Here is a 12234-nt window from a genome sequence, read left to right on the forward strand (position 1 = left end):
TTGTTCTTACACGCCCGAAGGGTGAGCGACTGGCGGGTAGGAATCGCCCGGTCCTCAACAGCCGCCCGTCCGGCTGTCCATCAGGTCGGGCAGCTGTTGAGGAGTCGACGGGAATGGAAGTCGGAGCTGTAGCGGTCTGGTCTGCGTTGAGAGCGTGCCCGTGTGGATCAGGGCTCGGGTCCGGATGGTGGGGTGTAGGTGAGGTTCGGGTCGTGGGTGCCGCGCCAGAGCAGGGTGGTGAGTGCTCGGCCGGCGGCGGGTTCTTCCTGAGGGCTGGTTGGTATGGGTAGGCGGAGGTGCTGGTAGAGGGCGATGCGGTGGATGTCGTAGGCGGCTTCGATGAGGTCGCCGAAGGTCTGGGCGCGGGCTGGTACGGCGAAGGTGATCGTGGCGGCGGCGATGGTGAGACCAACGGGTAAGGCGGGCCAGGCTAGGGGGGTGAAGGCGCAGAACAGCAGGGCCCACAGGCTGGTGGCGACGGCGGTGTCGAGGCTGGCGCGAGCGGCGAGGAGTTCGTGGCGGGTGCTGTCGGGCAGGACGAGCCAGAGTCGGGGCCAGACGATGACGGTGTCGAGGCCGTAGCGGTGGGCAGGCCGGGTTTCGGCGGCGCGTAGCAGGTTGCCGAGCGGGGTGGGTAGGTAGTCAGCGCGGGCGACGGGTCGGCGGTGACGGCGGCGTTCGAGGCGCGCGACGGTGGCACGGTCGGAGGGAGTGGGCTGGGTGCGCAGCCGGGCGCGAGCTTGGTGGAGGGCGGTGCGTTCCTTGTCCGCGCGGTCGGCGGCGCGGTAGGCGAGCCGGTTGGCCAGGGATCCGGTCCATCCGGGCCAGTAGCCTTCGAGGAGGCGGAGCGCCGGGCGAGTTAGCCTGGCGACCGCGACGCCGCTGGCAGCGACCACGACGAGGGCGGTCAGGAGCACGGCGACCTGGGTGACGGTGGCCTGCTGGTCAAGCCAGCGGGTCTGGTCGTCGAGAGTGTGCAGGCCGCCGCGGTGGTGGGTCCAGGCAGCGAGCCCGCCGAGCCAGAAGATCAGCGCGGGGGCGGCTACGGCAGCCCACCGGTCGGCGAGCTTGCCGCCGATGGCTTCCCAGAATGCGCCGAGCACCGCTTGTCAGGCCCTGATCAGGGGGATCTGGTGGCGCGGGCAGCAGTCTGGGGGTGTTTCCTGGCCGTCGTAGCGTTCCCAGTCGAACTGGCAGCCCTGCGTGGGGCATCGGTAGCGCTCAGCGTCGACAGGCCCGAGGCCACCCAAGAGAAGATCCGAACCACGACGTTCCCTGTTTGTCGGTCCGGCGTCGACGTTGTCGGGGTCACCGCCGGGCTGCGTGCGGGTGCGGACTAGGTTGGGCGGGCGGTAGTGAGGTGCGTCGGCAAGGACGCGTTGCAGGAACCAGGCGGTGTCGGGGTGCGCGCCGAGCTCCGTCCGCAGCTTAGTCGCGGCGACGGTGGGGTCGGGGTCGGCAAGCAGCTCGTCGATGCAGCGGGCGAGGTCCGTTGCGGCGTTGGGGCCGATCAAGCGCGTCAGCAGGGGGCGGATCGCACGGGCGGCGGCCAAGACGCCGATGGCGTCATCCATGGAGTGGCGTTCTCCTCTGTAGATGTGGTTCCGGAGAGATCACGCTTCTCCAGAGTGGTTAGGTGGTTTCAGATTCCGCTGTGGATGTAAGACGCCCACAGCGACGGTTCGGCCAGATGCAGGTTGCGCAGCCTCCGGGTCGCGGTGTGCAGGGCGACGGCGGGTTCGACCGGGCCGGAGCCTGTCAGCGCGGCGTAGACCTCGTCGGCGAGACCGATCGCCGTGTCGTCGTCGATTGGCCACAGGGTGCCGATGACGTGCCGGTAGCCGGCGAGCTGAAACGCTGACGCCAGGTGGATCGCTTCGTCGGCGAGAGCGCCGCCGGGGCGGGCCGTGGAGCAGGCCGACAGGTACGCCAGCTCGGCATGGTCGAGGCGGAGCTGGGCGACATCGACCACGGTGAACGGCCGCTCCCGATGGTCGTACAGTAGAAGGCGGCTGGTCGACGGCGCGGCCACGTCACTGTAGCCATGGCAGGCGAAGTGGGCCCATGTCGCCTCGCGCAGTGCAGCGTGCACCGTGTCCCACCGAGCTTCTGGGCCTACAAGCGAGCCGACTCGACCGGTCAAATGACGATGCAGCACGTTGAGTTCGGATTCCGCGCCGGGAAGGTCGGACACCCCGGGTGTGCTGGGCATCGCAACCGCCGCCACCTTTCCCGCAGGCCGCGGCGTTCTCCGACTGCTGGGGGCGCGGCGGGCGTGGACCAGTGCCCGCAGCGTCGGGATGTATGACGACACTGCCCGGTCGATGACCGTGCAGGGTTGCGGGTCGAACCGGGTCTCGTGCCGGCCGGCGGCGTGCACCGGCAGGAACGACAGCGGCCCAGACAGGCACCACCACATCCGAGGCAGCTCGCCGCCGGTCAGGCCCGAGGCGGAGAGCAAGCCGAGTCTGTCCACGTGGTCTAGCACCGGTCCGGCGAGACGGTCCCACAACCAGCTCAAGGTCCCCGATAGCCGAGCTTCCGCCTGCTCCCGATCGTCCCGGTTCGCATCCCGTGACGCGGTCGTGCCTAAGGCGGTCAGGAACTCGTGTACTTCTTCGGCGACTGCGTCCGGGCTCAGCCCGGCCAGCGGGATCGGCTCGGCGACGCCAGCCTCGGTAAGGATCAGCGCGTACGAGCCGAACTGGGACACTGCGACTATCACGACTGGGCCACTCACCGCCGCTTGGGTCAATTTCGTCAGCGTAAGGGGCCGCAGGAAATCTTCAAAACCAGGGCGGTGCTGAATCTTCTTGACTAGCTGATCGAATTCCATGCGTGCCGCTCGCCGACGCCGACCTAGCCATTCGGTGTCCTCCAAGCGGCCATTCATCTCGCCGCCTGCCTGCCACAGGCCACCGAAGCGGGCCGTCTCCTGCGAGTCAAGGTCGGCGGCCAGTGCGACGAACCGATCATACAGCTCCGCATGCTTTTCCCGGAGCTCACTCAGGTCAGCGCGAGTATCCAAGGCCCGACCCAACAACATTCCCCGGCCCTGCTCGAATAGCTCGACCGCGCGCGCCGGATCACCGGCGCGGACCGCACAGACCGCCCCGTCGGCGCCCAGCCCACTTACCTCGGCGAGCAGTTCCTCCTGATCCGGGCGGGACAGCTCCCGGGGCACGAGCTCCCCGAGTAGAACGACCGCAGATGTGAACCCCGCAACTGCCTGCTCCCACTGCCCCTCCACCGCTGCGACCCAGCCCCAGCCTCGCGCCGCCGTAACCCGGACCCGAGGTGATGCAACCTCTAGCTCGACCGCCTGCCGGCCAGCATCCACGGCGGCGTCCAGGTCGGCCAGCACTCCGGTACGGCTGAACCGGGAGTGCAGAACGATCCCGAGATTCAACAGGCACAGGGCGCGGTCGGGATGATCCGCCGGGCAAGCATCGACCGCTTGTCGGCCAGTATCCACCGCAATATCCACGTCGGCCAAATCCCTGGTGTACTCAAACCGGGCGGCCATGGCGTTACTGAAGTTCGACAGGCGTCCGACTCGGTTGGGATGACCAGATGGGGTGGCTGCCACGACCTGCCGGCACGTGTCCACCGCAACATCCAGATCGGCTAAGTTCCCGGTGTACTGAAAGCGCGTCAACCGGGCGCCTCCGAGATTCGACAGGCACGCAGTGCGGATGGGGTGGCTGGGTGAGCTGGCCTCGACGGCTCCCTGGAACAGTCGCGCGGCCGCGTCCAGGTCTTGCAGGTTCCGGGTGCGCCCGAACCGAAAGTTCAGTGCGTTTCCGAGGGTGCAAAGGTACATGGCGCGGTTGGGATCTCCGGGTGGACTGGCCGCTACCGCCTGCTGGCCGACATCTACCGCAGTATTTAGATCGACGAGAACTCCGGTGCGCTCAGACCGGCGCTGCAAAATAACACCGAAATTTGACAGTAACATGGCACGGTTAGACTTTCCGGGCGAAGTGGCCTCCAACGCCTGTCGGCACTGTTCCACCGCAGCATCCAGGTCGGCCAGCGCCCCGGTGCGACCGTACCGGATGCTCAGCGCGAAGCCGAGATTCGCCTGTATCATGGCGCGGTGCGGGTAGTTAGACGTCGTAGCCTCGGCGGCTTGTTCAAGTACATTTATTGCGGCGGTCAGGTCAGCTGACTTGCCGGTGCGCTCGAACCGGAAACGCAGTGCGCCTCCAAGGTTCGACAGGTAATCAGCGCGGTGGGGGTCATCGGGTCGACTGGCCGCTACCGCCTGCTGGCCGACATCTACCGCAGCATTCAGATCGGCCATGTTTCCGGTGCGCTCAAACCGAAAACGCAGCGCATTCCCGAGGTTGGACAGGTACATGGCGCGGTGGGGGTCGTCGGGTCGGCTGGCCGCTACCGCCTGCTGGCCGACATCTACCGCAGCATTCAGATCGGCCATGTTTCCGGTGCGCTCAAACCGGGGGACTAAGGCGCTACCAAGGTCTGCGAGGTGTTTCACGTAGTCAGGGTGGCCAGTTGGAGTGACGCTCGCCGCCAGCCAAAATTGACGCACGGCCGCGTCCAGTGCGGTGACATCACCGGTTTTGATGCCTTGCCGCAGGAGGCTGGCCGCCTCGTTCGTTTGGGCATCGGCGAATCGAGCCAGGCTCGCCCGAACCGCCGCGAATAGCCGCTTCCGCATCCCTACCCCCGTGCCGTTCCTGCTGCGGACTACCGCGCGTCATGCAAATAAGGTGATCGGTAGCCACGTCAAGGTTTACTATCGATCATACGCTTGATGAATCAGCAACCTTGCCAAAGTCCCCGCTTGGGATTGTTTTAAGATCGGTATCTTTGAGCCCTCGCGTTGGGCGTGGGTCCGACAGGATGGGCGCCGCGAGTGATGATAACGGGCGACGTGACCCCCTGGAAGGTTGATCATGAGACGGGGTGGCTGTGGGGTGCCAGAAGTCGGCCTGGGTCCGTGAGCTGGGGTGATGCGACGGTGCGGCTGCCGGCATGATGGTCAGCTATGTCCGTGCGCCTGCTCTATCTGATCTTCGTGCGGGTGTGTGGCTGGTTGGTTCTCCTCGGTCGTTCGTCGGCGTCCAAGAACATCGAGTTGCTGGTGTTGCGGCATGAGGTCGCGGTGCTGCGCCGTACCCAGCCCAAGCCCCGGTGGGACTGGGCAGACCGGGCGGTCCTCGCCGCACTGATCAGGCTCCTCCCCAAGACGCTGCGAGCCCACCGGCTGGTCACTCCTGGCACCGTCCTGCGGTGGCACCGCCGTCTGGTCACACGGACATGGACCCACCCGCGGCGGACGGGACGGCCACCCATCAGCACGGAGATCGTCACCCTCATCGAGCGGTTCGCGACCGAGAACACGACGTGGGGCTACCAGCGGATCCAGGGCGAGCTCCTCAAACTCGGCCACCGGGTGAGCGCGTCCACGATCCGCCGGGTCCTGACGTCCCTGGGGCTGCCCCCGGCGCCCAGGCGGCAGACCGACACGACGTGGCGGCAGTTCCTGCGCACGCAGGCGTCGACGATGCTGGCGGTGGATTTCTTCCACGTGGACTGCGCGGTGACGCTGCGGCGGTTGTCCTGCTTCTTCGTCATCGAGGTCGGCTCCCGCACCGTCCACGTCCTCGGAGTCACCGTCCACCCCGACGGACCGTGGACCACCCAACAAGCCCGGAACCTTCTCATGGACCTCGGTGACCGGGCGGCCGACTTCCGGTTCCTGGTCCGCGACCGCGCCGGACAGTTCACCGCGTCGTTCGACGCGGTCCTCGCCGACGCCGGCATCACCGCGATCAAGATCCCACCCCGGGCTCCCCAGGCGAACGCCTACGCGGAACGATTCGTCCGCACGGTTCGGACCGAGGTCACCGACCGCATGCTGATCTTCGGCGAGCGGCATCTGCGCGTGGTCCTGGCCGAGTATGCACGGCACTACAACGGACGACGACCCCACCGTGGCCGCGGCCTTCGACCACCACGGCCCGACCACGCCGTCGCGGACCTGGCGAAGGAGCGGATCAAGCGTCAGTCCGTCCTCGGCGGTCTGATCAACGAGTACGAACGAGCCGCTTAAAAGCCCAGGTCAACGCCGGTGGCCGAGTTCTGACACCCCACAAGCGTGCGGGGCTGTTGCTACACCCGTTGCTACATAACGATCTTCACGAGACCGCTAGGAGCCGAGTTGCGAGGCGAATCCCCTGATCAGAGGTGGTGGGCAGGGGCGGGGTCGAACCGCCGACCTTCCGCTTTTCAGGCGGACGCTCGTACCGACTGAGCTACCTGCCCCGGGTAGTGCGACTCTCGTATGAGCCACAGCGCACTGTTAGCCCTACGAACGCGGTCCCGACGGGATTCGAACCCGCGACCTCCGCCTTGACAGGGCGGCGTGAACTCCAGGCTTCACCACGGGACCATGCTCTAGATCGATCTTCAGTTGTCGCCCTCCAGGTGCCAGTCACGGTCCCTGTCCGGATCTGGAGGTCATGCTACACGACACCGGGACCACTCGAAGGGCCGGGAGCCCAGGATTCTTGCCCAACAGTCCACGCACACGATCACTCACGATTCGCTACGAAGACGCGACATCGGCATGAGATCTGCGGAGTCCGCGCGGCGGGCGCGGCGGCACGCCGGGCGCGCCCAGGAACGCCAGGCACGCCGCCGACCTCGAGGGAACCGAGCGAAAGGTGCGCAGCAGCACGGAGTCGATCCAGACCTCCGTTGCCGATCCCGTTCTGACCCGGGTCGAGGACGGGGTCGCCGTCGTCACCCTGAACCGCCCCGAGGTCATGAACGCGTTCACCCTGCCGATGGCCACCGCCTACGCGCAGGCCCTGCGTGCCGCGGACGCCGACCCGGAGGTCCGGTTCATCGCGGCCTCCGCCTCCGTCAACTCCGGCTTCTCCCGCCTCAGCCTGGTCGTCGAATACGGTCTGTCCTGGCATCTTCCCCGGATCATGGGCACCGCCCGGGTCTCGGACTTCCTGCTGTCCGGCCACGCCGTCAGTGCCGCCGAGGCGGCCGAGCTCGGGCTGGTCAACCAGATGATCACGGATGGCGACGTACTGGACCACGCGGTGCGCTACGCCACCGACATCGCGCGGTCCTGCTCACCGATGTCCCTGGCCGCCATCAAGGCGCGGGTCTACGGGGACCTGGAACGCAGCCGCGCGGACGCGCTCACCGACACCCTCGCCCGGATGGACACCTCCTTGCCGGCAGCCACCCCGGGCAGCCAGCGCTTCCGCTGTTCCTCGGTGCACAGATCGCGCAGGTATGGCCCCACGATGCTCACGACACTCAGCCCGGCGGTGCGACACTGCGGGCCTATGGGCTTGTCCGTGGCGGTTGCCGGTGTCGTCAACGTCCAGCAGACGATCCCGGTCGATGGTTTCCCCCTCGCCTACATCCCGGTGCGCTATCTGAACCGGTCGCTGCGCCTGGAAGTCGCCGGGGTCGGCTGCAACGTCGCCCGCGGGCTCGCCGCGCTGGGCAGCGACGTGCGACTGGCGTCCCTGGTCGGGCAGGACGACGCCTATGCACAGGACGGGCTCACCCGGGCGTCGATCGTGTTCTGCTCGGCGGAGAACCTCACCGTACCCCCCGATGCCTTTGCCCGGCAGTTGCTTGCCCGGGGACCGGCACGGATCGTGGTCGTGGGTCTGGGCACGCGGGGTTGCCTGCTGGCGGTGGCGGACCGGCCGGTGCGCGCTGTCGCGGCGGTCGCACCGCTGGGCGTGGTGGACACGACCGGCGGGGGTGATGCGCTGTTCGCCGGGTTCCTGCACTACTGGCTGGCCACCGGCGATCCCGACCGTGCCATCGACCGCGCGGTGCTTGTCGCCGGTTGGACGGTCGGTTTCCCGGGCACGGGCCACCATCCGACCGACGCCCAGATCCGTGCGCTGTATGCCGGCACCTCCGCCAAGTCCGGATGAGCTCACGCGCGGCGCGGACCGGTGTCCCGCCCGGGTGGCGTGCGACTCTCAAGCGACAGCAGCAACGGCGAGGAAACGCTCGAGCCGACGTGAAGTGATCACGATGGCACGGTATCGTCACTCACAGGTCGAGAGGCGCTGCAACGGGCCCAGGTCCGCCACGCTCGGCCCGCACCGTTCCGTAAGGGCGCCTCCCATAACCGGGAGGTGCTCTGATGGCAGGGTCCGGGTCCGTCGACGAGGTGGCCGTCCATGACGGCGCGATCGAGGCCAGCACGGCCGGGGCAGACGCGATCGAGGCCAGCACGGTCGGGGCCAGCGAGCGGGAGCTCCGGGAGCTGCTGGCCCAGCGGGTCGTCGTGCTCGACGGGGCCTGGGGCACGATGCTGCAGAACGCCGGGCTCACCCCGGCCGACTACCGCACGGAGCGGTTCCGCGACCACCCGAAGGACGTCGCCGGCGACCCGGACCTGCTGAACCTGACCCGTCCGGACGTGATCCTCGACGTGCACCGGCAGTATCTCGCGGCCGGCGCGGACATCACCACGACGAACACGTTCACCGCGACGAGCATCGGCCAGGCGGACTACGGGCTGCAGTCGCTGGTGCGGGAGATGAACCTGCGGGGCGCGCGGCTGGCCCGCCAGGCCGCGGACGAGGCCGCCCGGCAGACCGGGGGGCGCCGGTTCGTCGCCGGTTCGATCGGCCCATTGAACGTCACGCTCTCGCTGTCCCCGCGAGTGGAGGATCCGGCGTACCGGGCGGTGACCTTCGACGAGGTCCGGGCCGCCTACGCCGAGCAGATCCAGGCGTTGGCGGACGGCGGGGTCGACCTGCTGCTCATCGAGACGATCTTCGACACGCTCAACGCAAAGGCCGCGATCGCCGCCGCCCGCGAGGTCGCCCCGCGGCTGCCGCTGTGGATCTCGGTGACGATCGTCGACCTGTCCGGGCGGACGCTGTCGGGGCAGACCGTCGAGGCGTTCTGGAGCTCCATCGCCCACGCGCATCCGCTGGTCGTCGGGGTGAACTGCTCGCTCGGCGCCAAGGAGATGCGCCCGCATGTCGCCGAGCTCGCCCGGCTCGCCGACACGTTCACGGCCTGCCATCCCAACGCCGGCCTGCCGAACGCCTTCGGCGGCTACGACCAGACCCCGGACGAAGCCGGCCGGCTGATCGGCGAATTCGCCGCCGCGGGCCTGGTCAACATCGTCGGCGGCTGCTGCGGGACGACGCCGGCGCACATTGCGCGGATCGCCGCCGCCGTCGGCGGTGCGGCGCCGCGCCCGGTTCCGGCCCCGCCGGCGCGCACCCGCTTCAGCGGGCTGGAGCCGTTCGAGATCGGCGAAGATACCGGCTTCGTCATGATCGGGGAGCGCACCAACGTCACCGGTTCGGCGCGGTTCCGGCGGCTGATCGAGGCCGACGACTACCAGGCCGCCGTGGACGTCGCCTTGGAGCAGGTGCGCGGCGGGGCCAACCTGCTCGACGTCAACATGGACGCCGACCTGCTCGACAGCGAGCGGGCGATGACCACGTTCCTGAACCTGCTCGCCACCGAGCCGGAGGCGGCCCGCCTGCCCATCATGGTCGACAGCTCGCGGTGGAGCGTGCTGGAGGCCGGGCTGCGCTGCGTGCAGGGCAAGGGCGTCGTCAACTCGATCAGCCTCAAGGAGGGTGAGGAGCCCTTCCTGGAGCAGGCCCGGCGCATCCGCGACTACGGCGCCGGCGTGGTCGTGATGGCCTTCGACGAGCGGGGCCAGGCCGACACCGCCGAACGCAAGGTGGCGATCTGCGCCCGCGCCTACGACCTGCTCACCCAGCGGGTCGGCTTCCCGGCCAAGGACATCGTGTTCGACCCAAACGTGCTCGCCGTCGCCACCGGCATCGCCGAGCACAACGGCTACGCGAAGGCGTTCCTCGACGCGTTGCCGCTGATCAAGCAGCGCTGCCCGGGGGCGCGGACCAGCGGCGGCATCTCGAACCTGTCGTTCTCCTTCCGCGGCAACGACATCGTCCGTGAGGCGATGCACTCGGCGTTCCTCCTCCACGCCGTGCGCGCCGGGCTCGACATGGGCATCGTCAACGCCGGCCAGCTCGCCGTCTACCAGGACATCCCCGCCGACCTGCTCGAACTCGTCGAGGACGTGCTCTTCGACCGGCGCGACGACGCCACCGACCGGCTCGTCGCGTTCGCCGAGACCGTGAGCGGGAGCGGCACGAAGCGCACGGTGGACCTGTCCTGGCGCGAGGCGCCGGTCGAGGAGCGCCTGGCGCACGCGCTCGTGCACGGCATCGTCGACTTCATCGAGCCCGACACGGAGGAGGCCCGGGCGCGGGCGGCCCGCCCCCTCGACGTGATCGAGGGACCGCTCATGGACGGCATGAAGATCGTCGGTGATCTCTTCGGATCCGGGAAGATGTTCCTGCCGCAGGTGGTCAAGAGCGCCCGGGTGATGAAGCGCTCGGTCGCCTACCTGGAACCGTTCATGGAGGCCGAGAAGCAGCAGGCGCTGCTGGCCGGCACCGACACCGCCGGCACCGGCCGTGGCAACCGTGGCAACGGCACGGTGGTGCTCGCGACCGTCAAGGGCGACGTGCACGACATCGGCAAGAACATCGTGGGTGTGGTCCTCGGCTGCAACAACTACGAGGTCATCGACCTGGGGGTCATGGTCCCCGCCACGGTCATCCTCGACACGGCGGTGGCGGAGGGCGCCGATGCGATCGGCCTGTCCGGCCTGATCACTCCGTCCCTGGACGAGATGGTCACGGTCGCCACCGAGATGCAGCGCCGCGGGCTGAAGCTGCCCCTGCTGATCGGCGGCGCCACCACCTCGCGCCAGCACACCGCGGTCCGCATCGCCCCCGCCTACGACGCCACCACCGTCCACGTGCTGGACGCCTCCCGCGTCGTCGGCGTGGTCTCGGACCTGCTCGACGCCGACCGGGCCGGGGAGCTCGCCGTGCGTAACCGGGCGGAGCAGAAGCTCCTGCGTGAGCAGCACGAGAACCGCCAGCAGCGCCCGCTGCTCCCCCTCGCGCAGGCCCGGGCGAACCGCGAGCAGGTCACGTTCGACGACCTGCCCGTCCCCGCCTTCACCGGCGTCCGTGTCGTCACCCCGGACCTCAGCGCGCTGCGCGCGATGATCGACTGGCAGTTCTTCTTCCTTGCCTGGGAGCTGAAGGGCAAGTTCCCGGCGATCCTGGACCAGCCGGTGGCCCGCGAGCTGTACGACGAGGCGAACGTCCTGCTCGATCAGATCATCGCGGACGGTAGCCTTCAGGCCCGCGGGGCCTACGGCTTCTGGCCCGCCGTCGCGGAGGACGACGACATCCTGATCGATCTGATCGATCTGATCGACGTCGGCACGGTGAACAGCGACGGCTCGTCGGGTCCAGGTGGCACGTCGGGTCCGGGTGGCACGGGGCGGCTGCGCCTGCCGATGCTGCGCCAGCAGACGGCCAAGCCCGCGGGGCGGCCGAACCGCAGCCTCGCCGACTACCTGGCTCCGGCCGGGGACCACATCGGCGGGTTCGCCGTGGCCGTCCACGGCGCCGACACGCTCGCGGCCGGCTTCGAGGCCCGGCAGGACGACTACCGGGCGATCATGGTGAAGGCCCTGGCCGACCGGCTCGCCGAGGCGTTCGCCGAGTATGTCCACCTTGAGGCGCGACGCGCCTGGTTCGAGCCGGACGCCAAGCCGTCGCTGGAGGATCTGCACGCCGAGCGCTTCCGCGGCATTCGTCCCGCCTTCGGCTACCCGGCGAGCCCCGACCACAGCGAGAAGCAGGCGCTGTTCGACCTGCTGGACGCCGGGCGGGTGGGGATGAGCCTGACCGAGTCCTTCGCGATGACCCCCGCGGCCGCCGTCAGCGGTCTCATCTTCGCCCATCCGTCATCGCGGTACTTCACCGTCGGGCGCATCGGCCGGGACCAGGTCGAAGACTACGCCCGACGGCGGGGCCTGAAGATCTCCGACGTCGAGCGCTGGCTACGCCCCAACCTCGCCTACGATCCCGAGTAGACGCCCCGGCCGGCTGATCTACCCGGGCCAGATCGGTCAGACTGGCGGAGATGTCCACATACAGGAAGATACCCTGCATGTACGTTGAGTGCATGACCGTGTCGCCTAAACTGAGCGTGCCGGAGGCCCGAGAGCGGCTCACGGCGATCATCGACCAGGTTCGCGCCGACCACACGCCGGCCTGCCTCGCCCGCCGTGGCCGGCGGGTCGCGGCCGTCAAGGCCGACCTCGGGCTGGCCTGAGGTATCCGGTCGGCATCG

Annotated in this window: 7 protein-coding genes and 2 tRNA genes; 4 read left to right on the top strand and 5 right to left on the bottom strand. The window is 68.7% G+C overall.

Going from position 1 to position 12234, the window contains the following annotated elements; all coding sequences use genetic code 11:
- Nucleotides 1–167: 167 nt before the first annotated feature.
- The 3 genes from AC08OV_RS08305 to AC08OV_RS08315 all read right to left on the bottom strand — a co-directional run bounded on the left by AC08OV_RS08305 (nucleotide 168) and on the right by AC08OV_RS08315 (nucleotide 4684).
- Nucleotides 168–1103, bottom strand: a complete 936-nt coding sequence (locus tag AC08OV_RS08305; RefSeq protein ID WP_476612475.1) for a hypothetical protein — start codon at nucleotides 1101–1103, stop codon at nucleotides 168–170.
- A gap of 6 nt (nucleotides 1104–1109) precedes the next feature.
- Entirely contained in the window at nucleotides 1110–1574 is a 465-nt protein-coding gene (locus AC08OV_RS08310) for a hypothetical protein (RefSeq protein WP_476612476.1), read from the bottom strand.
- A gap of 68 nt (nucleotides 1575–1642) precedes the next feature.
- The gene (locus AC08OV_RS08315; protein ID WP_476619507.1) at nucleotides 1643–4684 is read right to left on the bottom strand and encodes a CHAT domain-containing tetratricopeptide repeat protein; all 3042 of its coding nucleotides are present in this window, start codon (nucleotides 4682–4684) and stop codon (nucleotides 1643–1645) included.
- A 330-nt stretch (nucleotides 4685–5014) separates the two neighbouring features.
- Between AC08OV_RS08315 and AC08OV_RS08320 the strand changes: the two genes are divergently transcribed.
- Nucleotides 5015–6082 (top strand): integrase core domain-containing protein, encoded by a 1068-nt coding sequence (locus AC08OV_RS08320; protein WP_476612479.1) that lies wholly within the window; start codon nucleotides 5015–5017, stop codon nucleotides 6080–6082.
- A 135-nt stretch (nucleotides 6083–6217) separates the two neighbouring features.
- Here the strand turns inward: AC08OV_RS08320 and AC08OV_RS08325 are convergent.
- Both AC08OV_RS08325 and AC08OV_RS08330 read right to left on the bottom strand, forming a co-directional pair.
- Nucleotides 6218–6294 (bottom strand) — tRNA-Phe (locus AC08OV_RS08325).
- A gap of 52 nt (nucleotides 6295–6346) precedes the next feature.
- Nucleotides 6347–6421 (bottom strand) — tRNA-Asp (locus AC08OV_RS08330).
- Nucleotides 6422–6695: 274 nt separating this feature from the next.
- On the opposite strand from AC08OV_RS08330, the gene AC08OV_RS08335 reads away from it, so the two are divergent.
- The 3 genes from AC08OV_RS08335 to AC08OV_RS08345 all read left to right on the top strand — a co-directional run bounded on the left by AC08OV_RS08335 (nucleotide 6696) and on the right by AC08OV_RS08345 (nucleotide 12216).
- Complete coding sequence (locus tag AC08OV_RS08335) at nucleotides 6696–7946, top strand: PfkB family carbohydrate kinase (protein WP_476612480.1); 1251 nt, start codon at nucleotides 6696–6698, stop codon at nucleotides 7944–7946.
- A gap of 215 nt (nucleotides 7947–8161) precedes the next feature.
- Nucleotides 8162–11974 carry a methionine synthase gene (gene metH, locus AC08OV_RS08340; RefSeq protein ID WP_476612481.1) on the top strand — a complete coding sequence of 1271 codons (3813 nt, stop codon included), beginning with the start codon at nucleotides 8162–8164 and terminating at the stop codon, nucleotides 11972–11974.
- Nucleotides 11975–12066: 92 nt separating this feature from the next.
- A complete protein-coding gene (locus AC08OV_RS08345; protein ID WP_462187942.1) occupies nucleotides 12067–12216 on the top strand; it encodes a type II toxin-antitoxin system prevent-host-death family antitoxin in 150 nt (49 codons plus the stop codon).
- Nucleotides 12217–12234: the final 18 nt, after the last annotated feature.

This window comes from Frankia sp. CeTa3Moorea (assembly GCF_978021225.1).

Coding starts and splice junctions, on each gene's coding strand:
- AC08OV_RS08310 (WP_476612476.1), bottom strand. CDS start 1,574: ATGGATGACGCCATCGGCGTCTTGGCCGCCGCCCGTGCGATCCGCCCC.
- AC08OV_RS08315 (WP_476619507.1), bottom strand. CDS start 4,684: ATGCGGAAGCGGCTATTCGCGGCGGTTCGGGCGAGCCTGGCTCGATTC.
- AC08OV_RS08320 (WP_476612479.1), top strand. CDS start 5,015: ATGTCCGTGCGCCTGCTCTATCTGATCTTCGTGCGGGTGTGTGGCTGG.
- metH (WP_476612481.1), top strand. CDS start 8,162: ATGGCAGGGTCCGGGTCCGTCGACGAGGTGGCCGTCCATGACGGCGCG.
- AC08OV_RS08345 (WP_462187942.1), top strand. CDS start 12,067: ATGACCGTGTCGCCTAAACTGAGCGTGCCGGAGGCCCGAGAGCGGCTC.